The organism is Dyadobacter pollutisoli (assembly GCF_026625565.1).
Classification (GTDB): domain Bacteria; phylum Bacteroidota; class Bacteroidia; order Cytophagales; family Spirosomataceae; genus Dyadobacter; species Dyadobacter pollutisoli.
Genome location: NZ_CP112998.1, coordinates 2,727,331 through 2,751,192, shown reverse-complemented (window position 1 = coordinate 2,751,192; position 23,862 = coordinate 2,727,331). Strand labels below are relative to the sequence as shown.

The following is a 23,862-nucleotide window of genomic DNA, read 5'->3' as shown; positions in this document are numbered from 1 at the left end:
CCGTTAAATGTCACGCAGCAGCTGCAATAATTTTTCCACATCTATTGGTTTGGAAATATAACCGTCGGCCCCCGCTCTGAGGCATTTTTCCCGATCTCCCACCATGGCCTGGGCAGTTACTGCAAACACAGGCGTTTCTCGCCTGTTCTCTATCTTTTTAATCAATGGAATGGCTTCATATCCATCCATTTCCGGCATCATCATATCAATAAGTATGGCGTCGGCTGCTGCGTCGGTTTTGAGCAATGCCAGTGCTTCCGGTGCGCCAGAACAGGCCACACAATCGAACCCTTTGGCCTTTAATGTGGCTTTCAGGGCAAAAATGTTCCTCGCGTCGTCGTCTATGATCAGTACTTTCTTCTTATCCATCTTATGGATCTTGTTAATGGGAGGATATTTTACTAAAATTTCTCATAAAGCCAAACTCTCAGCAGCGACATCAGCTGGTCAATGTCCACAGGTTTGGTAATGTAATCGGAGGCGCCCGCATTGATGCATTTCTCCCGGTCGCCTGTCATCGCCTTGGCCGTCACCGCAATAACCGGCAAATTGCGCCATTTAAATTGATCCCTGATTCTCCTGGCGGTTTCATAGCCGTCCATCTGGGGCATCATCATGTCGAGCAAAACTACATCCACCGAAGGATTTTCTTCCAGTTTTTGCAGCGCTTCTTTTCCGTCCAGCGCCGTCAGCACATTCATTTTATAATTTTCAAGAGACTTAGACAGCGAGAAAATGTTCCTCACGTCATCGTCCGCGATCAGTACCGTCTTGTCTTTCAGAATGTCTCCCATACCACCCAGTTTTTTATTGTCTGAGTGCTGGCGGCCTGCCTTTTTGTTTTCTTCAACCACGTGCAGGAACAGGGAGACTTCATCGAGCATGCGCTGGTAAGAATGGGCTGTTTTGACAATAATCGAGTCTGCATATTGCTTGATCCGCAGCTCTTCCGACATGGAAAGGCTTTTTCCGGTGAAAATGATGATCGGGATATTCTCAAATCCGGGGTTCTTTTTAGCCTCCTCCAGTATTTCGTAAGCCTTTTTATCAGGTATGCCCATGTCCAGGATCACACAATCCGCCTCATTATTTTTGAGCGCTTCAATGCCGTCGGTAATGTCACTTTTAAGTTCCGAGTTAATGTCGAAAGTGCCCAGGAAGTAAGACAATGCTTTGGCGTGCATCGAATTGTCTTCAACGATCAGCACTTTTTTGGATTTTTTGCTGATCACATACTCGATCTTTCTGAAAATCTCTTCCATTTTGTCAAACGCCACCGGCTTGTCGATGAAGTCAACCGCCCCTTTCAGCAGACTTTCATTTTTCATGCGGTGCGACGACATAATATGCACCGGAATGTGCCTCGTGTCCGGCGTCGATTTCAGCTGGTCCATTACGTCCCAGCCACTGATGATCGGGAGCTGAATGTCGAGCAGGATACCCATTGGTTTGAAATTCTTCGCCAGCTGCAGCCCTTCGTCGCCCCTTACCGCCACTATCCCTTTGTAGCCCTGCTTCCGGGTATAGTCCAGCAGCGATTTCGCAAAAAGAGTGTCATCCTCGATGATCAGGATGGTTTTGTCCGTCTCCCTTATGTTATTTCTGTCGTCGGCAATGTTCTCGGGAATGACGGTACTGATAAAGCGTGCATCGTCTTCCGGTGTTTTTCGCGTATGATTTTCATCGGCCGCACTGATAAAGAACGACTTTTGCTCCGGCTCATCGAAAGTGTGGGCAATGGGAATAAAGAGCGTAAACTCGCTTCCTTCATTCACCACACTAGTCAGGGATATCTCGCCCCCGAGCAACTTAACGAGCTCTCGGCTGATGGACAGTCCCAGGCCGGTACCACCGTATTTCCTTTTGGTAGAGCCATCCGCCTGCTGGAACGCTTCAAAAATATGCTGCTGCTTTTCCGGTGCCACGCCTATGCCGGTATCGCGCACGGCGAAACATAACATTTTGGCATCACCCTCTTTCAGTTTCACATTGACATGCACTGAACCTTGTGCTGTGAATTTCAATGCATTGGATATAAGGTTTTTAATGATTTGTTCCAATCGCATTTTGTCTGTTTCGATAATCGCCGGAACATCTTTCTGTATCTTGATAGCGAAATCAAGCCCTTTTTCCTTAGCGACCGGAGCGAACAGTGAGCGAATGTCGTCCGTGATTTCTTTAATGGAAACATTCACATATTCCAGCTCCATTTTACCAGCCTCAATTTTCGACAGGTCCAGTATTTCGTCTATCAGCCCCAGCAAGCCATTACCTGAAGACTGGATTACTTGTGCGTACTCAATTTGCTCGCCGGAAAGGTTCTGCTCGTCATTTTCGGCTAGTAACCTGCTCAGCAAAAGGATTGAGTTCAGCGGCGTACGTAGCTCATGCGACATATTGGCCAGAAACTCTGACTTATATCGGGTGGTCAGTTCAAGTTCTTCCGCCTTTTTCTGTATTTCAAGGTTCTTTTCTTCCAGCAGCCCGCTTCTTTCTTCCAGCTCCTCATTGGTTTGTTGCAATTCCTCCTGTTGCACGCGCAGTTCTTCTTCCGATGCCTGCAATTTCTGAGACTGTGTTTCGAGTTCTGCATTCAGGTTTTCAAGCTCATTATGCTGCGTTTGCAGCTCTTCGGCCTGCGCCTGCGTTTCTTCCAGGAAGTTTTGCAGTTTGAGATAATCCAAAGCAGAATTAATACCCGTTGCCGTAGCTTCCAGATTATCTTCCAAGAATCTAATGACCAGTGGATCAGGCGTGTTCAAGAATCCAAGTTCGATCAGCCCGATACATTCATAGGAATAAGTCAGAGGCAGCAGTGCAAGAGCCGTGGGCTTGGTATTTCCCAAGGTCGAACTCACCTTCATATAGTTATCCGGTACTTCGTAGATAATCAATGGTTTTTTATTTTCAATCACCTGCCCGGCCAATCCTTTTCCAGGCTGGATGATTTCCGGGGCTTCCTGTGCCGCATAGCTGCTTGTCAATCTGTAATTCCAATCACTGTCGAGAATGTAGATCGTCCCCAGTTGCGCGCCCGCGTAGTCCGTAATGGTATTAATGAGATTTGTCGCCAGTTTCTTGACGATTCGCTCTCCCCGTATAGCATCACTGATGGCGACTGCGCCGGTTTGAAGCCAATTCCGGTTATTGAGATCGTCAAATGTTTTTTGTAATGACGACGTCATGGAATTCAACGCAAACGAAATCCTGCCAAGTTCGTCTTCGTTTTCGTCGGTGCTGCGGGCCGAATAATCACCATCCGATACGAGCTGGGCAACCTGCTCGATCCGGTTGATCCTCTGTCCAGTTTCTGCGTATTTTTCGGCCTCCCGCTCCTGTTGCGCAATACGCTTGCCCATGTCATTACGAATTCGCATGTATGCAAAAACGGTGATCATGATGGAGATCAGCGCGGCGATGACCAGTAAAACAGGGGTGTAGTTGATGTAAACCAGCTGTTCTTCGAGACGTTTTTCCAGTATTTTATCTTCTTCGGCCTTGATCCTGTCGACAGCCAAACGGAGGTCGTCCATTACCTTTTTCCCCCTGGCCATTTCCCGGTCGCGGGAGCCCGTGTCTGCCGAAAAGTTCGGGTCCTTTTTTGCCATATCAATGATCAGCTGCATCTGGCCAAATTTTGCCTCGTACAGCGCTTTCACTTCGCGCAGATTTTTTTGCTGAACCGGATTATCGATGGTCATTTCCGCCAGATTGTTGTAACTGGCGCTGGTACTCTCATAGGCACCTCTGTAAGGATCCAGGTAGGTTAGGTCATTGGTGAGCAAAAAGCCACGCTGGCCGGTTTCCGCATCTTTCATGTGTGAAATGATGCTCTCAGCCTCGATCAGCACTTTATTGGTATGATTAACCAGCTCCGAATTGTTGATCAGCTTTTGCGTACTGTAATACGAGGCCAGCATGCTGAAAATCAGCAGTAAAATAGAAAATGAAAAAACAATCTGTAATTGTTGAACGATAGAGTTAGACGCTTTTGTCATAGTTTTATTAGCAACTAATATTCTGTTTTTATTGGGGTTAAGGGGGATTCCTGCACCAGTGGAAGCACGAGAATGAACTGTGCGCCCTCATTTTCAATACTCTGCGCTGAGATCAGTCCGTTATGTTTGTCCATTATTTTCTTTGCGATTGCCAGACCGATGCCCGTTCCTTCGTAGCTGTTCAGATTATTAAGTCGCTGAAAGATCACAAAGATCCGGTCCAGGAATTTTTCGTCAAACCCGATGCCATTATCCGATATTACAATCCGGCAAAAATCGCCCGACGGTGATTCCGGGACATCGATATCTTTGGTTGGAATGATATCGGAAGAAATCGTTATCATGGGTGCGACATCTTCCTTGGAAAATTTCAACGCATTGCTGATGAGGTTTTGAAACACCTGCCGTATCTGGCTTGGGATGGCGTCGATAACGGGTAGCTGATCGATGCGGATCACGGCGTTTTTTACTCTGATAATTTCCTCAAAATCCAGCAACAGTTCCTCTATGAGCGCATTCAGGTCTGTTGGCTGAAAATGTGCCGTTACCGACAGCCGTGAATAATCCAGCAAATCGCTGATTAGGCGTGACATTCTTGCTGAAGAATTAATGCTGCGGTCCAGGTAAGAAACAGCTTCTGAATTTTCGCTCAGGTACTTATCTTTTACCAGGTGGCTGAATGTCTGGATCTTACGCAAGGGCTCTTTCAAATCGTGCGATACTACCCAGGCGAACTGCTGCAATTCATGGTTGGTCGTTTCCAGTTCCGTGTTTTTGTCGAGCAATTCCCTGGTACGAAGTTCAACCTTGTGTTCGAGCAGCTCATTGGTCATTTTCTGCTCATGGATGTCGGTAAATGTGCCGACCCATCGGATGATCGTGCCGTTCTGAAGAATCGGGATGATCTTTAACAGAAAATACTTATATTCTTGTGTATCAATGTGTTTTAATCTTGCTTCGCTGCTGAATTCAATGCCCTGTTCGAAATATTTCTCCCACTTTTCGCAAAGGCCGTCTTCCGGATGCGTTTCCGGGAAAACCGATGCATTGGAAGAATAGCGGAACCAATGCTCATTCACATATTCAATACGGCCGTCGACGCCAATGGTGAATGCGATCTGAGGAAGCGATTCGAGGATGAAACGCAGCTCATGCATCCGCGCTGCCAGTTCTTCCTGCGCACTTTTCCGGATTTCTACCTCCTGTTGCAGCGAATTTTGTATGGCTTTTAATTCTTGTTGCTGCTCGTAAAGCTTGTAAAAAGTCTTCACTTTCAGCAACAGAATGTCAGGATCTACGGGCTTGGTCAGGTAGTCGATCCCGCCAGACGAGTACCCACGGGTAATGAATTTTTTCTCGGTATTGACTGCAGATAAAAAGATAATAGGGGTGTCTTTGGCCTTACTGAAACCTGAGATGGCTTCGGCCACTTCAAATCCATCCATACCTGGCATCTGTACATCCATAATGATGACAGAATAGTTGGTTTTAAGGACTTTTTTTAAGGCTTCTTCTCCTGATTCGGCACTGTCGGTGGTGAAATTGTGGAGTTCCAGAATTTTTTTTAAAGGAAGGATGTTTTCCGGTCTGTCGTCGACAATCAGAATCATAGTTTTGGTAAAAAATGATAAGGGACTTCAATCATGTGCCAGTCCGGCACTGTAACAAGCACCTTAGGGTAAGGGACGTTTTGCTGGTGGTACCCACGAGTGTATACGAGCAGCAAAAATCGTTCCTGAATGTGTATTTAAAAGGGATTTTGTAACCTTTTTTACTTATTTCAGTTCCGGCACCTGGCTCAATGTTTCGCTGACCAGGCCCTTCAATTCCGTCACCCATTTCTGGACGGTGATCATTGGATGAACGTATGGTGTTTCAAAATCCTCAGCAATAGAGGTTTTTCCTTTCGCTTTCACCAGAGCGATCAAGTCTTCCACGATCGGATACTGAACAGAGTCGAAAGAAGTGGCCTCATTGTTCTCAGCCGTTTTTTCTAAAAAAGTATACATCTTCAAAAGTGACTCTCGATCCATATCGGGCAGTTTTTAGGGTTCAAAAAATACGGCTGTGGAAAATCTTCCCTGATTTGCATTTCCCTACTTGGCATAATTTTATAGGACAAGGTATCTTCAAATACATTATTTAGTCACCAACATCCATGCCAATGATCAGAACATTAGAAAACTGAATCGGCAATGGAGGTGATTTGAATTTAAAACTGGACGCTATGAAGAAAATTGCCAATAAAAAAGTTGTTGACCAGTCCAGGCTACATGATATCGTGGTGTACCCTGGGGAGCCTTACCCGCTGGGGGCAACCTGGGACGGGGATGGGGTTAGTTTTGCATTATATTCGGAAAATGCAACAGGCGTTGAGCTTTGCCTGTTTGACAGCGCTGACAGCGAAACGGAGAACGTCAAAATAGAGATCAAGGAAGCTTCGCATCACGTGTGGCATGTATATGTGCCGAGGCTAAAGCCCGGGCAATTGTACGGCTATCGGGTGCACGGACCGTTCGAACCGACTGTGGGGCTGCGTTTTAACCCAAATAAGCTGTTAATTGACCCCTATGCCAAAGCGATATCGGGTACTATTCAATGGCACGATGCATTGTTCGGTTACACCATCGGCGACCCCGATGAGGACCTGAGTTTTAATGGTCTCGACAGTGGCTCTTACATTCCCAAATCGGTGGTGGTCAGCCATTACTTCGACTGGGAAGATGTGCCTGCACCGGAAATTCCTTATCACGACACAATTATCTATGAAACCCATGTCAAGGGTTTTTCAATGCTACATCCGGACATTCCCGATGACATTAAAGGTACATATGCGGGCCTGGCGCACCCGTCGAGCATTGCCTACTTGAAAAAGTTGGGGATTAATGCTGTGGAGCTTATGCCGGTGCACCATTTTATCTCGGACCGCCATCTCCAGGAGCGGGGATTGTCCAATTACTGGGGATATAATTCCATCGGTTTTTTCGCCCCCGATGTTCGGTACAGCAGCTCGGGCACGATGGGCGAGCAGGTTTTGGAATTCAAAAACATGGTCAAAGAGCTGCACAAGGCCGGAATTGAGGTGATTTTGGATGTGGTTTACAACCATACCGGCGAGGGTAATCATATGGGGCCTACATTGTCGTTTCGAGGTGTCGATAATATGTCCTACTACCGGCTGATGGACGGGAGATATTATATGGACTATACAGGGACAGGCAATACGTTGAATGCGCGACTGCCTAGTGTGCTACGGCTGATCATGGACAGCCTTCGTTACTGGATCACTGAAATGCATGTAGACGGTTTTCGCTTCGATCTCGCGTCTACATTGGCTCGTGAGCTGCATGAAGTTGACAGGCTCAGCGCGTTCTTTGATATAATCCATCAGGACCCTGTCATCTCTCAGGTAAAACTGATCGCCGAACCCTGGGATATCGGTCATGATGGTTACCAGGTGGGAAAATTTCCGATCGGATGGGCGGAATGGAATGGGCGCTACCGCGATTGCATGCGCGATTTCTGGCGGGGGGCGGACAGTATGCTCGCCGAGTTTGCTGAGCGGTTTACAGGAAGTTCTGACCTGTACAAAGGGGAGTATCGCCGACCGACCGCGAGCATCAATTTTATCACTGCACACGATGGTTTTACACTCAATGATCTTGTATCGTATAATCATAAGCGTAATGATGAGAATGGTGAAGATAATACCGATGGTGAAGATCATAACCGGTCCTGGAATTGTGGTCAGGAAGGCCCGACCGATGATCCGATGATCATTGCCCTGCGAAATAAGCAAAAACGTAACTTTTTGACCACCTTGTTTTTATCGCAGGGTGTGCCCATGCTGGTAGCGGGTGACGAATGGGGCAGGACTCAAAACGGGAACAATAATGCGTACTGTCAGGACAATGAAATATCATGGCTGAACTGGGACCAGGCGGATGAGGAATTGCTTGGTTTTACTCAAAAACTGATCGCCTTTGTCAAAGAACATCACTCTTTCAGACGAAAGCATTGGTTCCGTGGTGTTCCTATTAAGGGCGTCGGGTTGGAGGACATTGCCTGGTTTTTGCCGGAAGGAACCGAAATGCCCGACGACAACTGGAACCATGATTACGCCAAGTCGTTGGGTGTGTTTTTGAACGGAAAGGGTATCCGGCATATGGACCCGAAAGGAGAGGCATTGTATGACGACAGTTTTTATATGATATTCAATGCACATTACGAACCGGTGAAATACACATTGCCACCCGAGAAATACGGTACTGAATGGCGGAAAGTGATCGATACGGCAGAATGTTGCGTGAGCGATGATGGTCAGATTTTGAAACCCGGTGATTCGGTAACTGTCGACAGTCGGTCTATAATGGTTTTTAAACATGCATTGGCAGAGCAAAAAATATGAATTCTAACAATTTGCAATCATTACCACCTAATCGCCGGCCGCCGGAGGGCCGTACCCCGGATCGCCGGCCGCCGGGCGTCCGATTTAATGAATTTGGTGAGGCTACCATTGTCGTTTGGGCTCCTCAGACTGAGCAGGTGTACCTTTTGAAATTGGAAAATGAAGAAGGAATACCATTGGAAAAGGAATTCTACGGATACTGGACGCTCACGACGGATCGGTTGAAGCCGGGAGACCTATACCAGTTTGTGCTCAATGATGATGTTGCCCTTCCTGATCCTGCTTCATTGTACCAGTCACAGGGTGTTCATGGTCCGTCTGAGGCATTTGACCTGAAAGGGTTTAAATGGACGGACAAGGGCTGGCGAAATCCGGAATTGAAAGAATACATCATTTACGAGCTCCATATCGGCACATTCACCGCGGAGGGAACATTTGCCGCCGCGGAAACGCGCCTGGATTACCTGGTGGAACTGGGCGTTACCGCCATTGAGATCATGCCGGTTTCACAGTTTGCAGGGCCGCGTAACTGGGGATACGATGGTGTGTTTCCATATGCGGTTCAGGATTCTTATGGCGGCCCGGCTGGCTTGCAGCATTTGGTGAATGCCTGTCACGGCAAGGGATTAGCAGTAATATTGGATGTGGTTTATAATCATTTGGGGCCAGAGGGGAATATTTTGGGACAGTACGGTCCTTATTTTACGGATAAATATCACACGCCCTGGGGCGACGCATTGAACTTCGACGACGCTTGGAGTGATGGGGTAAGGCACTACTTCATTGAAAACGCGATGATGTTGTTTCGTGATTTTCATATCGATGGCTTGCGGATGGATGCGGTTCACGCGATCAAAGATTTTGGCCCGGTACATTTGCTGCGCGAGATCAGCGGGCGGGTAGAAGAACTCACCGCGCAGACCGGGAACGCGCATTACCTGATCGTGGAAATGGACCTGAATGATACCCGGTTTATTAATCCTGCTGATCAGGGGGGTTACGGGATGGATGCACAATGGATCGACGAGTTCCACCATGCATTGAGAGTATCGTCGGGTCAGCAGCAAAGTGGCTACTACTCTGATTTTGAGCCCATTGTTTCGCTTGCCAAATCCTACCAAGATGCTTACGTATATGACGGCATTTACTCAGAGCACCGGAAAAGGAAGTTTGGCGTTAAGGCTGACGGTCGTCCTGGCGAGCAGTTTGTGGTTTTTTCTCAAAACCACGACCATATCGGTAACCGCATGCTGGGTGAGCGCACCAGCCTGTTGGTGAGTTTCGAAATGCAGAAATTGATGGCCGGCGCAGTACTGGTCAGTCCATATCTCCCTTTGCTTTTTATGGGTGAGGAATGGAGCGAAACTAATCCATTTCAATACTTTGTGAGCCATACCGATCCCGAACTGGCCGAAGCAGTCCGCAATGGCCGAAAGCGGGAGTTTGCAGCATTTCATTTGGAAGGCGATGCGCCCGATCCGATGTCTGAGGAGACATTTGATCAGTCCAAATTGCAGTGGTCACTACACGAAAGCGGGCTGCATCAGGTTATGTTTCAATACTATAAAACGTTGATCCGGCTGAGAAAACAACAGCCTGCGCTACACAATACGGACAGAAATGGCTTGACAGTGGATTATTCGAGGGAAAAAGAACTGATCATCATTCAGCGGGTTTCAGGCGACCAGCAAGTGGTGGTAGTCCTTAATTTTTCGAAATCGGTTCAGGAGGTATCCCTGCCGGTCAAACATTTCCTTTGGCATAAGCTGATAGCTTCATCCGATGCGAAATGGAATGGAACGGAGCAATTGTCGGAGCAGCTAGATTCCGGTGTTTTAATGGTCTGGCCGGAGTCTTTTACGCTGTATACCAATGTTATATATTCCTGATCTTGATCCTGATTTCCTGAGGGGCCACTTCGTCACCGCCGAAGTAGGGTAGCAGCTTATAGGCAATTCCTACGCCGCCGGAGCAGTGGCGCGGCATGATGGTTTCGATCCCGTGGTAGGTGAAAGCGTACGTATGGTCCCGGACCTCGATTTTGAAAGTGGTCGTTTCATTGAGTTCCGCGGTACCCAGTTCTTTTTCCTGACGCTGCCCGTTTACGTACGTATATGCGTAAATGTGCAGGGCGCCTTCGCGCCAGTTCCAGCCAAAGCGGGCACTGTTGCTCTGGTGCTGAGAGCTGCAATCTGAAAATCCGTACAGTTTGTTAATATCGTTCTGATTCTCCGGAATGGCCGATTTGTAAACGCAGCTACTGTCAAACACCGCCTGAAACTTGACTGAGCTGGCGGTAAATGGCGCGTTGAAGTTGTTGTCAACGTCGTGGTTTCCGGCTTTGATGGTGTAAGTAATGAAGTCATCACCAAAGCTCGGGGTATTGCCAATCCATTCGCAGGAAGTGAGATTGAGCAGGATGATTGCGGCTACAATGTATTTTTTCATGAAGGGGGCGTCCGTTGGGTAGTTTTCATTTCACATTCTGCTATTGAACGAGGAATAGTACGAAAAATTGAAAGAAAAAGGATAGAATTTGCGGGGTTTGACTTTGTAAAAGCGGCAGGTCGAGATCGTTAAAATAAAGGAGCGAAGTAGAAGGGTATGTGCCCATGCTCTTCTACTTCGCTCCTTGTGACAAAATTTTAGAAAAACAGCCACTACTACTGCTGTTGATTTTGCTGTTTTCTCAGGTTCTGGTGCTCTTTTTCGTTGTGGGTAATGTGGTTACCCTTCACCATTTCTTCTTCTTTATGCCTGCTGTCCAAATTGTCCTTGTTTTCAGGTCTTGGTCGGGAATTTTGGCTTTGTTGCATGGTTCCCGAGTTTTGTGACTGTTTCATGACAAACTGTAATTGGTTATGCCCTGAATTGTCTAAATACTGTGCCAAACTCAGGCCGGAGTAACGGCGGTCTCCCTTCGCGTACCTTCATAAAGTTCGTATTCCAGCAAACGACAATCGATTTTGCTGGTGTAGAACTCAATCCTGCGCTTTGCTTTCAGGCCGATCTTTTTGGCAAGATCGAGGTTTCCCGTAAAGACATACCCGTAATATCCTCTACACTTTTGTTTCATAAAATCACCGATCCGGGCATAGGTTTCTTCCAGTTCGACGATTTCGCCAAGCCGGTCGCCATACTCAGGATTAATGAAAAATACGCCCTTATTTTCCTGAGGAACTTCCGTATCCGCAAAATCACAAAGCTGGAATTCAATCATATCAGCCACGCCTGCGGCAATCGCGTTTTTGCGTGCATTGGCGATAGCGACATTACTATAATCCGTCGCAATGATGCGCAAACCCGGTACTTCAATAATTTGCGCTTCGAGTTTGTCCTGCTCGGCGTAATAGACTTCCTTGTCGTAACCGATCAAATGCATGAATGCATAATTGTCGCGGAAAAGGCCGGGGCGACTGTTAGTAGCGATCAGTGCGGCTTCGATGGCCAGCGTACCCGACCCACACATGGGATTAATGAACGCTGATTTCCGGTCCCAGCGGCTCGCCAGGATCGTAGCGGAAGCCAGCGCTTCCAGCATTGGCGCCCTTCCCGGAATTTTGCGGTAGCCGTGTCGCGCCAGCGAATCGCCGGAGGTATCGATGAATATCTCAGCATTTTCATTTTTCCAAAACAAATGGATCACTGAACCTGTCAGCTCAGGGCCCGTGGACGGCCTCGTGCCTTTTTTATCCCTGAAACGGTCCACAATTGCATCTTTTACCCGCAAATTGGCAAACATACTATTGTTGATCGTAGGGTTCTGAACATTGCTAGTAACCGAAAAATAACTCTCGTCGGGAATAATATCCTCCCAGGGCATTGTGCTCAGGTACCGGTATACATCGTCGGGATGATGCGCTGTGAAATTGCCGATGCTATACAAAACCTGGCTGGCGCAATACAGGTTCAGGTTCAGCCTGATACAATCATTGATCGTTCCGCGTAGCCTTAACCCGGTTATAAATACTTCATCCACAACGAATCCCAGGTCTTTTACTTCCTGTTCCAGGTATGGAGCAAGTCGTTTGTGACAGGTAATGATGATCGTGGCCGAAGTAGTGTAGAATGACATATCAGAATTTTAAATTAATCGCAACAAACGACAAACTTACCGGTTTACTTTCAGGTTATGAATGTCTTTCGTTGATTAATTCATGATTCATCCGCGCACCGGCCATGGTTCCGGCAGCCATTGCCATCGATAATCCGCGGAACATCGACGTGTTATCGCCCGCCGCGTAAATTCCCGCGACATTGGTTTTTTGTGCTTCGTCCACCTGAATGTAACCTTGCTCACTAATGTTGCAACCCAGGTTTTGTGGAATAGGGCAATGTTGTTCAAATGGCGGCCGGGCATACAATGCTGTTAGTTCCTGCTGCGATTGATCTTCAAAAACAATGGCTTTGAGATATCCATTGTCGTGTTGGATTTCCCGCAGCTTTTTTTCATTGATGCTGATGTCCAGCGAAAGGATTTTTCCACGTACGGCCGAATCAAATGTGGCCGGGCCATTGGTGAAAATGGTCAGATGATTGGTCCAGTTTCTGATGAATTTTCCAAAATCAAGTGCCATATCTCCGTTGATCAATATACCGGTTTCCTGACCGCGATATTCGTAGCCGTGGCAGTAAGGACAATGTACCACACTAATTCCCCAGGATTCGGCCAGGCCCGGAATCGGCGGCATAAGGTCTTTTACACCTGTTGCGAATAGCAATTTTTTCGCAGCGAATTGCCTCTCCTGGGCTGTGGTGACAATAAAATGATTGTCTGTGCCGGTAACCGAAGTCGCCAGATCGTCGAGCCAGATCACGGTCGGGTAGGCCATTACCTGCTTTCTGGCTTCGGCGGAAATTTCCCCCGGGCTTCTTCCGTCATGCGTGATCAGGTTATGTGCGTGCGGGGTTTGTCTGTTACAAGGTTTGCCGCTGTCGATGATCAAAACATTCTGCATTGCGCGACCCAGCGTCATCGCCGCAGAAAGACCTGCATAGCTGCCGCCAATGATCACTACGTCGAAGTTCTTGTATTCGGTCATTATTTGAAGTGTTTGTTTGTCTCAAATGTGAGACATGGGTAGATAAATTTTTTTCAGATCCCTATGCCGCGACTGAACGAAAACCAGGCAAATTTTTTAACATCCTGCTGATTCATTTGTGTCTGGTTCTGAGACGCAATGCAGGCTGTAACGATACCGTTATACAGATTTTGAATCCATTCGGAGGACAAATGTGCGCTGATCAGCCCGGTGGTCTGTAATAACTTTAAATGCGAATTCCAGAGCTGAAAAGTCTGCTCAAACTTGACACAATCCTTATTACTTGTTTCGTGAGCGTGGTCATGCAACTGGTGCAGCTTATGCAAGAAAGTATGTTTGGTACCGCATTGAATGCCGGCATAAAACATGTTTTCAAGCTGAATAACAGGGTCTTCTGAACTGTTATAGGCTTGTGTCATTGCAATTGCGCACGACCTCCGGATCTCTTTTTCGCACCGCTGCATCAGCTCTTTCCGGTCTTTGAAATACCTGTGCAAAGTACGGCGGGTTGTCTCCGCTTTTTCCGCAACCTTCTCCAATGGGGCCGATAAGTCCTCATTGAAAATCAAAATGGCCGCCTCGATAATGCTTTGCTCGGTATCTTTCATACAACACAGTTATAAAACAAAGGTATGTAAATGTCTCACATTTGAGACATTTACATACCTTTTAATTTTGGAATAATGTTTATTGCTTGATAATGAATGGGCTTATAATGTGGCCATACCACCGTCGACGATCAATTCTGTGCCCAAAATAAAGCTGGAATCGTCGGATGCAAAGAAAGCAGCGGCTTTGGCGATCTCTTCGGGGGTACCAAACCGACCGACGGGGATCTGACTGAGAATGCCTTCACCCATTTGTTTCAGCTGTTCGTCGGTAATGCCAAATTTGGCGGTACTGTGAAGCGGGGTAACGACCGGACCGGGGCTGATCGCATTGACACGGATCTTTCTGGAAAGCAGTTCAGCTGAAAGGTTTTTGGCCAGTGAAAGCAATGCGGCTTTCGAAGCTGCGTAAATACTTGCGCCGGGCATACCTACGTGCGCATTGATGGATGTGTTCAGAATAATGGAGCCGCCGTCGTTGATCAGTGGAAGCAGGGCCTGAATGGTAAAGTAGGCGCCTTTGAAATTGATATCGAAACTCTCTTCGTAAAACTCTTCGCTTACCTGATCGACTGATGAAAATTTGGCAATACCTGCGTTGATAAAAAGTATGTCAATCTTTTCAGCATGCGCTTTTACTTCTTCCTGTAAATGTTGAATGTCGGCAAATTTGCTTGTATCTGACACAATTCCGTAAGCTTTTTCACCCAGCGCTGCCGTCGCCGCACCAATGGACTGGGGGTTGCGGCCTGTGATAATGACGTTCGCTCCTTCATTGATAAATTCACTTGCTGTGGCAAAACCAATTCCACTATTGCCACCTGTAATAACTGCTACTTTATTTTCAAGACGTTTCATGATCTGTCAATTTTCGTTGTTTTGTAATGATCAATACAAAACTAAAACAATAATTTGTAATGATCACTATAAAATGAAATGTATATTTTCAGAGGCTGGAAACGACTACCTCCATCGCCGCGTGGAGCAGGTTTTTGTTGGAGTTGGTAGCGGCTACAACACGTACGCCCATGAGGTTGGTAAACACGTAGGCGGCCAGTATTTCGGGGTTTTTATCCCTTGAAATCTCTCCGTTGGCTTGTCCTTTCCTGATGAGAGTCTGCAATATTTCCTGAACCTGTTTTTCATTATCCGAAGCCACGGCAAGGATCTTTTCATCGACATTGGCGAGCTCGGTGACGGTATTTACCATGAAACAGCCCTTTTTTTCGGGATCATTCAATGTGTCTTCTACCAATGTATCCAGCAACAGTTTGATGGTATCTTTGACGGGAACCTCCTTGGTGCTCACATCTTTCATCCAGTCGTGCTGTGAACGCAGGTAGCTCTGGAGTGCGGCTAAAAACAGTTGCTGCTTATCGCCATAGGTATCATACAGGCTGGGCGCATTGATTTCCATCGCCTTCACAAGGTCGGACATCGAAGTACCGGAATATCCTTTTTTCCAAAATACCCGTAATGCCTTTTGGAGGGTAGCGGCTTCGTCGAATTTTTTAGGTCGTGCCATAAGGCGTAAATTTTGTAATAATCATTACAAGTAACAAACTTCGGATAAAAAATGTGCAAAGTCCGTAACAATCTACCCGCCATTCATTACCGATTACTAAGAAAAACAGACAACTTACTTAACGGTTTTATCAATGGGTCATTTAATTGTACAATTTGCGCTGGTAACTCATTTTCATAGTAAATGTATCCCTGTGGTTTTTTTGAGGCAGCTTAAAATCGGTGTCGTTGTTTTGCTGATGACGGCAAAGCAAAGTTGCCTGGCGCAGTTGCCGGATTTCAATGTACAGCTGCTCGATGAAAGCAATGGGATACAGACTACGGACATTTCGACATTGGTCCGCGACAAACAGGGGTTTCTATGGATGATGTCTTCGCGGCATTTGCAGCGTTTTGACGGTCAGAATGTCAAACGCATTGAAACAGAAGGAGAGGACCTCACCGATGTAACGGCCGATACTTCAGGTACGATTTGGACTGTGACAGATTCGGAGATCAGGCGGTACGTAAATGATTTGAAGGGCTTTGAGAAAATAAAGACAATCGGTCCCAAAATTGAGCGGCTCAACAAACTGTACAAGCTGCATGTGACGCCCGATAACCGGGTGTGGGCGAACGCAGGAAAGGGGCTGTATTGCTACGATCCGGCAAAGAATGCATTCATTTTCCACCCCTTGCCAGGCCTCGAAAAGCACTATTTCTACCGCCGTATATTCAGCCAAAGAAGCCATCAGCTGTATCTGGGCGATGTTCATACCATTTTTTGTTACAATACAAGAACCCGAAAAGTCAGAAGTGCACCATTTAAGAATGTCAAATCCGTAGTACCCATTACGGACGACATTGCCTGGGTTACGGACAGTCGTTTACAGACTCACGAAATCAATTTTGCGACGGGTACGGTCAGCAATGTACACGGAAAAGATCAGCACCGCGCCTCGGTATTTCCAGCCGCAAGCCTGATCAGTGTAATTCCGTTCAAGTCCAATACCTACCTGGTCAATACTACCAAAGGATGTTATCTGTTTGATCGTGAGACGGGTGTTCTCAAAAAGGCACTCATCAATGATTCGGGAAAACAACTGCCCAACGACGAGAACTACGCCGATTTTTACGACAAAGAAGGTACCCAGTGGATTCTCTGCCAGGAAGGAATTATGTTTTTCAGGCCATTGGAACATAATATCGGCTGGTTAAGAGGATTTTCGCACGTGGAGAAGGGTTGGAGCAACATTGTCCGGGCCATTACTGAGGACGATCGGGGGAATGTATGGCTCGGTACGGCTTCGGGCCTTTCGAGCATGAACCTGGCAAGCGGGCAAATGAAATCGGTTGATCCCAAGGCGGTGACTCGCCAATTGTTTCCGGGCGGAGCGATTCGCGGGCTGATTTTTGACGGCAAAAACCTCATTGTTGGACCGGAAACGGGCAGGCCATTCATTTTTGATCCCGTGCGGGAAACGTTCATGGATGTGCAGTATCCGGCAGGTGAGGAAGGCCAAAACCTCAAAGCAAAGCTTGATACCGAGCTGATCGCAACGATTTACCCTTTAATTTCCGGCCATTTTTTAGTAGTCGGCGAAATGTCCTGCTACTTGTTGGAGAAGGGCACCTACCGGATTAGTGAAAGGAATTTCAAGGGCGCTGAAAACAACATTCAGGCGGTTAAAGAAGACAAAAACGGTAACTTCTGGATGGGTTCCTACCGTGGGCTTATGTATGTGGACAAGGATTTCAAAACACATTTCCAGGACGCTGCATTTTCGCCCGGCTATCTGGTCAGTTCAGTGCTGATACGCAATGATTCAACGGTTTGGTGTGGTTCGGTTGGGCTTTATGAGGTGGTCAGAAGTAAAAATAAACTAAAAAGAAGACTCATTTTTCCCGAGTTACGTAACCAGCGGATCACCGTTTTGCATCAGGACAAAGGCGGCAGGATCTGGATTGGCGGGGACGATGGCTTGTATCATTTGAATGTGAAGGGCAATAAGTTGGAATGGTTTGACATTTGGGATAATATTCAGAACAAACGACTGAATGCCAACAGTTTGCTGGAATCGAGGAGCGGATATTTATTCATCGGAGGTTTTAACGGACTGAATTATTTTGACCCGGAAAAAATTGAATCGCGTGAAGAGAAGCTGAATGTCAGCATTACCGCGGTGAGGATCAATCAGGACGATTCCCTCTTTATGCTGAAACAAGCGCCGTTGCAATTGAGCTGGAAGCAAAATTCGTTTGAATTTCAGTTTGTTACGGCGTATTTTAGAAACCCGCAAAAGCTTATTTACAGGTACCGGCTGGTGGGACTGGACAATGGCTGGACATTGAATGGGCGTAATAACAGGGTGAGGTTTTCGGCGCTGCCGCCGGGTGAATATACTTTCACAGTGGCCGCAAGCCTGGATGGTGTTACCTGGCATGAAACCCCGCGGCCTTTCTCTTTTGAAATTATGCGTCCGTTCTGGAAGCAGTTGTGGTTCATTGCATTGTGTGTGGTAGTGGCAGGTGTACTGGGCTACTGGCTATTCAAAAGACGGGTGACGGCGATCCGGAGGCAAACGGCTTTGCGTGAACAGGTTGCGGAGATGGAAATGAAAGCACTGCGGGCCCAAATGAACCCGCATTTCATTTTTAACTGCCTGAATTCGATTAACCGGTACATTGTTAAAAGCGACAATGCGACCGCATCATTGTACCTCACCAGATTTTCCAAATTGATCAGGCTGATACTTGACAATTCAAACAGTAAAAAAGTGCTGTTATCCAATGAGTTGGAAGCATTGAAATTGTATATTGAAATGGAGAGGATACGGTTCGATGAAAAGTTTGAGTACCATATTAACCTGGGTGAAGAAGTTAATGCCGACTCGGTGGAGGTGCCGTCGCTTATCATTCAGCCGTACGTCGAGAATGCGATCTGGCATGGTTTGCTGCATAAGGAAACGAGCGGGAGCCTGTGGGTGCATGTGAACATGCTGGACGATAATATGCTGGAATGCGTGGTGGAGGACAACGGAATAGGGCGGGAAAAGGCCAGGGATTTCAGAAGTAAATCCGCAACAAGCAAGAAATCGCTGGGGATGAAATTGACCGAGGACCGCATTGCGGTTTTGAACCAGTATGCGCAGACGAGTGCGAGCGTGGAGATCATTGACCTTGTCGATGGCGATCACAAAGCTGCGGGGACACGTGTTGTTATTAAAATTCCGGTTTAGATCGGGATTTATTTCGTTGAGAATAGTTAAATCACTTTTTACAAGGCCTTGAAATGATAAAATGTATCATCATTGACGACGAAAAAAACTGCGTTGAAATGCTCGAATGGCTGCTGAAAACTTATGCGCCTTCGGTTTCGATCGCAGCCATGTGCAACTCGGCCGAAAAGGGTATTGAGGAAATCAAAAAGCACCGGCCCGATGTCGTTTTCCTGGACATTGAAATGCCCAGAATGAATGGGTTCGACATGCTGGAAAAATTCGACAAGCTTTTCTTTGATGTGGTTTTTACTACGGCTTATGACAAATTTGCTATTAAAGCATTCAAATACAGTGCATTGAATTACCTGCTCAAACCGATCGATCCCGACGATCTGAAAGAAACCATTCGCAGGATCGAAGAAAAAGGAAGCACACCTTCCCGGGAGCAGCTGGATTTGCTTTTTCAAAGTGTAAGACAAATGAAGCCGACGCCACAGCGCATTGCCCTCACGACGGGCGACGGGATGATATTTGTGACCACCCAGGACATTATATACTGCGAGGCGGAGAGTAATTACACAAGTGTGGTCCTTTCCGGCGGGAAGAAAATAGTGGTTTCCAAAGTGCTCAAAGACATTGATGAAGCCCTGAGCGGCCCGGACTTTTTCAGGGTGCATAATTCTTTTCTGATCAATCTCAACAGGATCAAGAAGTTCGTCCGTGGGGAAGGCGGATATGTGGTGATGGACAATGATGTTACAATCACCATTTCCCGGTCGCGCAGGCAGGAATTCATGGATATGTTCGCACGGTTTTAAGTTTCCCACATTCTGCTCAATAAAAACGCAGACTACTCAATAGTCTGAAGGAAGGTCTTGTGGCCAATATAATTTTGTCATGGCAAAACAGAAAGCCTATCCTGCTTCTGAAACCAAATATGTTGTAACAATCTTATTCTAAACAAGGCCATGAAAAATCTTTTTAAAAACGTTCGTCTCGGCAGCCTCTACCTGCTTGTTATCGCTACAATGGTGTTTTCCTGCAAAAAGGATGACGAACCGGTACCGCAGGGCAACCTGATTTTTTACACTAATTATGACCAGGAAAAATTCGACCGTATCGATGTGATCGTCGATGGCAATGTCCTGGGCACACTTTCAAAGTCCATTCCCACACGGCCTGAATGCGGGGCAGCAGGCTCACCGTCAGTGGTTAGTCTGAATTTACCAATCGGGACTTATGTGGTGTCTGGCAAGCGTTACAAAGGCAATGACCTGGTAGGAAACTGGAAGGCAAGCTCGGCTACGGTAACGGCTGAGGACTGCAAAAGGATCCGGTTTGTGGACTGACTGCCAGTCCGCCGATGAAGCAAACAGTTCCGTGGCATTGTCGCGGAACTGTTTCATTTTATGTAGTACCCTGTACTATTTCATTGAACAAAGCCTATATTTACCTGTCAAAAATTTATTATTAAAATTGCCTGCATACCAATAGTAACAGCAGGCTGCCGCAGACTTATGAGATTGCCGGGTGCCATATGATGGTGTTGCACCGATCTTCTGAGTAAAACTAAACCTTGAATGGAAAAAGAAAATACCGCTTCTGGAGTGAAGGAAATAGCGAGGCGTGCGAATGTCTCCACCGCAACAGTAGACAGGGTGCTTCATAACAGGACCGGCGTTTCCGAAAAGACTAAAAAACGGATTAACGATATCATCAAGGAGCTTGACTATCAGCCTAATATCCTGGCCAGCAGGCTTGCCTCGAAAAAAATCATTACCCTTGCAGTCATCATTCCGAGCGTTTCGGAGGAAACTGATTTCTGGCTCGCTCCACTGAGCGGGATACGTCGCGCGGAGACGGAGATCAAGCAATACGGCGTTCAGACATTGACTTTTTTCTTCGATCTGAATGATAAAGAGTCGTTTGCAGAACAAATCAAACTGGTACTGGACCAGGACGTGCATGGCATTCTTATCGCGCCTTCCTTTATCGAGGAAACGAGGGAATTTGCGGCACAATGCGCCAAGCGTAAAATTCCGTTTGTGTTCATCGACTCTGACATTCCCGATCTCCAAAGCCTTTCCTACATAGGCCCGCATCTGTACAAGAGTGGGTACGTAGGCGCGAAGCTGCTGACTTACAGGCTGCAAAGTGATGCTAAGGTGCTCATTATCAATATTTCCAAAGAGACCGATAACTTCAATTATTCCGAAATAGAGGAGGGGTTCAGGGCTTATTTCAAAGATCATGTGCAGCCCAACGATATCATCCGGGTTGACATCAGTGAAACGGATTATCAGTCGGTGGCGCGTCACCTCACTTATCTCTTCCATTTAAATAAGGATATAGGGGCTGCTTTTGTGACCAATTCCCGCGTCCATACCGTTGCCTCATTTCTTAAAAACAGTCACCGTACCCACGTATCGCTGATCGGCTATGATTTCGTCAAAGAGAATGTGGGTTATCTTGAAAACAATGTCATAGATTTCCTGATCTGCCACAGACCGGAGGACCAGGGCTACCGGGGCATGATGGCGCTACACCAGACACTGGTGATGAACGCCGCGGTGACGAGGCTGAGTTACATGCCGATCGACATTGTGACGAAGGAAAATTACGAATTCTATCAAAATTGAGATAAAGCAACATATATAATGTCTTTTAATTCAAAGGCGCTGGAATCCAAAGTCCTTGAAATTTGGGACAAAATTTTATCTATATAAATTAGAAAAAATAGAATTAATTAAATCTTTTCTATCTTTACGGGCACGTGCCCGTAAATTGCCAGCCACGTCAAATTTCTTCCACCGACCAGACCCTTTTACATTGGAAAACATTCAAAGCAAACTGCTCACATGGCTTAAATCACTTGGCCCCGGAATGATCACGGCAGCGCTGGTTTTCGGCCCGAGCAAAATGACGATCACTTCGAAAATGGGGGCATTATACGGCTACTCGTTGCTGTGGCTTGTTGCCGTCGCGATTTTCTTTATGGCGATTTTTACTGCGATGGCGACCCGGATAGGTGTATCGACAGAGATGTCGCTGCTGGCGACGGTCAGGAAGAAATGGGGCAAGGGTGCGGCGATTGCGATGGGTATTGGTGTCTTCTTGGTGGCCACATCGTTTCAGGCAGGAAATTCGGTTGGCGTGGGCATAGCGGCCGGTGAGCTCTTTCACACATCGCCTGTCTTGTGGATCATCTTTTTTAATCTGTTTGCGATCTGTTTGTTGTTTTTCCGCAGCTTTTATTCAGTACTCGAAAAAACAATGATCCTTCTGATTGTTGTGATGTTATTGTCGTTTATCACCACTTTTTTTTGGGCCGAACCAGATTCCGGCGAAATGCTTCAAGGCCTGGTAGCGCCTCATGTGCCCGAGGGCTCTTTGGGTCTGATCATTGCATTTACTGCGTCCTGCTTTTCCATCGTAGGCGCCTTATACCAGTCTTATCTGATCCAGGAACGTATCCGGGCCAACCCGGCATTGAAGAATACCCAAAATGACAGTACCAGCGGCATCATTTTGCTGGGTGTCATGTGTTTTATAGTAATTGTGTGTGCAGCAGCCATCTTGAAGCCAAAGGGGATCACTGTCAATTCTGCCAGTGATATGGCCAAGGCATTGGAGCCGCTTTTTGGTAGCAATGCATCCGCTGTTTTTCTGATCGGTTTGTTTGGAGCGGCATTCTCGTCGGTGATTGGCAATGCTTCGGTGGGCGGTACTTTGCTGGGAGACGCGCTGGGTTTGGGAAATAATTTCTCTTCAAAATCAGTACGTTATCTGGTAGCATTGGTGATGGTGATTGGCGCTTCGGTAGCGATCCGCTTTGGCAAGCTGCCGCTGGAACTGATCGTGTTTGCGCAGAGCGTTACCATTTTCGTGGTTCCTTTTATTGGTACTGCAATGTATTTCATTGGAAATGATAAGAGTATCATGGGAGATAGGGTTAACAGCACATTTGTGAAGATTTTTGGCGCATTGGGGCTGATCATTATCTTCTCACTGGCTATCGTGAACAGTAAAGAATTATTTTTTAACAATCCGCTTTTTAAATAATGACCGGAACAGCATCATTGGAAGAAAAATGGCTTAGTCCCTCAGCCGCCTTGATTGAGGATATGAAGAGCATCAAAGGGGACATTATGATCCTTGGCGCTGGTGGGAAAATAGGGCCTAGTATCGCCCGGCTTGCCCGCCAGGCGATCGAGCGCGCCGGATTACCTACCCGTGTCATCGCGGTTTCGCGTTTCAGTGAGGAAGGATTGGTTGATGCCCTGAATGCGGAGGGTATCGAGACGATCGTTGCTAACCTCATGGATGATAGTCAGTTGCAGGCACTTCCCGAAGTGGAAAATGTGCTGTACCTGGCCGGTACTAAATTTGGAACATCCAATAATGAACCTTATACCTGGGCGATGAATACCTACCTGCCTGGGCGGGTGGCTGAGAAATTTCATAAGTCAAAAATTGTCGTGTATTCAACGGGTAATGTGTACCCGTTCACTACGGTGGCTTCGGGTGGCGCTACGGAGGAGTTGCGCGCCGATCCCGTGGGGGAATATGGGCAATCATGCCTGGGCCGAGAGCGACTATTCCAGTACTTTTCGTCCGTCCATGGTACGCCGTTGCTGATTTACCGTCTCAACTATGCGATTGATTTCAGATATGGGGTTTTACTGGAAGTGGCCAAATCTGTTTTGAATGGCAAGCCGATCGATCTCAGTACCGGGCATGTGAATGTAATCTGGCAGGGCGATGCGAATGAAATGGCGATCCGTTCGCTGCTGCATTGCGAGGCGCCGTCGAAAATATTGAACATTACCGGCCCGGAGACGGTTTCGTTGCGCTGGCTTGCGAAGGAATTTGGACGTATATTCAATACCGAACCACAGTTTGTAAATGAAGAGCAGGCGACGGCTTTGCTGAGCAATGCCGCGGAGTCGTTCCGGTTGTTTGGCTACCCGCGCACGACGCTGAAACAAATGATCGGTATTACGGCCCAATGGTTACAGGAAGGCGGACAGACTATTAATAAACCTACTCATTTTCAGGAGCGAAAGGGTCAGTTTTAATGTA

General features: G+C 47.0%; 19 protein-coding genes. 8 read left to right on the top strand and 11 right to left on the bottom strand.

The window, feature by feature from the left end:
* Positions 1–3: 3 nt before the first annotated feature.
* From ON006_RS11360 to ON006_RS11345, 4 genes are all read right to left on the bottom strand, one after another.
* Positions 4–369: a response regulator gene (locus tag ON006_RS11360; protein WP_244819903.1), complete on the bottom strand. Its 366-nt coding sequence runs from the start codon at positions 367–369 to the stop codon at positions 4–6.
* 32 nt (positions 370–401) lie between these two features.
* Positions 402–3,998, bottom strand: coding sequence for a response regulator (locus ON006_RS11355; protein ID WP_244819902.1), 3,597 nt, complete (start codon positions 3,996–3,998; stop codon positions 402–404).
* 14 nt (positions 3,999–4,012) lie between these two features.
* Entirely contained in the window at positions 4,013–5,608 is a 1,596-nt protein-coding gene (locus ON006_RS11350) for a hybrid sensor histidine kinase/response regulator (RefSeq protein WP_244819901.1), read from the bottom strand.
* A 165-nt stretch (positions 5,609–5,773) separates the two neighbouring features.
* Positions 5,774–6,031: a 3'-5' exonuclease family protein gene (locus tag ON006_RS11345; RefSeq protein WP_244819900.1), complete on the bottom strand. Its 258-nt coding sequence runs from the start codon at positions 6,029–6,031 to the stop codon at positions 5,774–5,776.
* 194 nt (positions 6,032–6,225) lie between these two features.
* Between ON006_RS11345 and glgX the strand changes: the two genes are divergently transcribed.
* Together glgX and treZ are read left to right on the top strand one after the other, a co-directional pair.
* The gene (gene glgX / locus ON006_RS11340) at positions 6,226–8,406 is read left to right on the top strand and encodes a glycogen debranching protein GlgX (RefSeq protein ID WP_244819899.1); all 2,181 of its coding nucleotides are present in this window, start codon (positions 6,226–6,228) and stop codon (positions 8,404–8,406) included.
* A complete protein-coding gene (gene treZ / locus ON006_RS11335) occupies positions 8,403–10,295 on the top strand; it encodes a malto-oligosyltrehalose trehalohydrolase (protein WP_244819898.1) in 1,893 nt (630 codons plus the stop codon). Before glgX ends, treZ begins: the two co-directional genes overlap by 4 nt.
* Here the strand turns inward: treZ and ON006_RS11330 are convergent.
* The 7 genes from ON006_RS11330 to ON006_RS11300 all read right to left on the bottom strand — a co-directional run bounded on the left by ON006_RS11330 (position 10,282) and on the right by ON006_RS11300 (position 15,581).
* Complete coding sequence (locus ON006_RS11330; RefSeq protein WP_244819897.1) at positions 10,282–10,854, bottom strand: hypothetical protein; 573 nt, start codon at positions 10,852–10,854, stop codon at positions 10,282–10,284. The genes treZ and ON006_RS11330 overlap by 14 nt on opposite strands.
* Positions 10,855–11,069: 215 nt before the next feature.
* The gene (locus ON006_RS11325) at positions 11,070–11,249 is read right to left on the bottom strand and encodes a hypothetical protein (protein ID WP_244819896.1); all 180 of its coding nucleotides are present in this window, start codon (positions 11,247–11,249) and stop codon (positions 11,070–11,072) included.
* A gap of 50 nt (positions 11,250–11,299) precedes the next feature.
* Complete coding sequence (locus ON006_RS11320; RefSeq protein ID WP_244819895.1) at positions 11,300–12,481, bottom strand: THUMP domain-containing class I SAM-dependent RNA methyltransferase; 1,182 nt, start codon at positions 12,479–12,481, stop codon at positions 11,300–11,302.
* A gap of 55 nt (positions 12,482–12,536) precedes the next feature.
* Positions 12,537–13,448: an NAD(P)/FAD-dependent oxidoreductase gene (locus ON006_RS11315; RefSeq protein ID WP_244819894.1), complete on the bottom strand. Its 912-nt coding sequence runs from the start codon at positions 13,446–13,448 to the stop codon at positions 12,537–12,539.
* Positions 13,449–13,501: 53 nt separating this feature from the next.
* Entirely contained in the window at positions 13,502–14,056 is a 555-nt protein-coding gene (locus ON006_RS11310) for a TetR/AcrR family transcriptional regulator (protein ID WP_244819893.1), read from the bottom strand.
* Positions 14,057–14,158: 102 nt separating this feature from the next.
* Positions 14,159–14,914 (bottom strand): SDR family oxidoreductase, encoded by a 756-nt coding sequence (locus tag ON006_RS11305; RefSeq protein WP_244819892.1) that lies wholly within the window; start codon positions 14,912–14,914, stop codon positions 14,159–14,161.
* Between the two features lie 88 nt (positions 14,915–15,002).
* A complete protein-coding gene (locus ON006_RS11300; protein ID WP_244819891.1) occupies positions 15,003–15,581 on the bottom strand; it encodes a TetR/AcrR family transcriptional regulator in 579 nt (192 codons plus the stop codon).
* Between the two features lie 133 nt (positions 15,582–15,714).
* Between ON006_RS11300 and ON006_RS11295 the strand changes: the two genes are divergently transcribed.
* The 6 genes from ON006_RS11295 to ON006_RS11270 all read left to right on the top strand — a co-directional run bounded on the left by ON006_RS11295 (position 15,715) and on the right by ON006_RS11270 (position 23,858).
* Positions 15,715–18,798 carry a sensor histidine kinase gene (locus tag ON006_RS11295; protein WP_244819890.1) on the top strand — a complete coding sequence of 1,028 codons (3,084 nt, stop codon included), beginning with the start codon at positions 15,715–15,717 and terminating at the stop codon, positions 18,796–18,798.
* 53 nt (positions 18,799–18,851) lie between these two features.
* Positions 18,852–19,598: a LytR/AlgR family response regulator transcription factor gene (locus tag ON006_RS11290; protein ID WP_244819889.1), complete on the top strand. Its 747-nt coding sequence runs from the start codon at positions 18,852–18,854 to the stop codon at positions 19,596–19,598.
* 150 nt (positions 19,599–19,748) lie between these two features.
* A complete protein-coding gene (locus tag ON006_RS11285) occupies positions 19,749–20,129 on the top strand; it encodes a hypothetical protein (RefSeq protein ID WP_244819888.1) in 381 nt (126 codons plus the stop codon).
* Positions 20,130–20,360: 231 nt separating this feature from the next.
* Positions 20,361–21,419, top strand: coding sequence for a LacI family DNA-binding transcriptional regulator (locus ON006_RS11280; RefSeq protein WP_244819887.1), 1,059 nt, complete (start codon positions 20,361–20,363; stop codon positions 21,417–21,419).
* A 190-nt stretch (positions 21,420–21,609) separates the two neighbouring features.
* A complete protein-coding gene (locus ON006_RS11275; protein ID WP_244819886.1) occupies positions 21,610–22,842 on the top strand; it encodes an Nramp family divalent metal transporter in 1,233 nt (410 codons plus the stop codon).
* Complete coding sequence (locus ON006_RS11270) at positions 22,842–23,858, top strand: NAD-dependent epimerase/dehydratase family protein (protein ID WP_244819885.1); 1,017 nt, start codon at positions 22,842–22,844, stop codon at positions 23,856–23,858. The genes ON006_RS11275 and ON006_RS11270 overlap by 1 nt, the downstream gene beginning before the upstream one ends.
* Positions 23,859–23,862 lie beyond the last annotated feature (4 nt).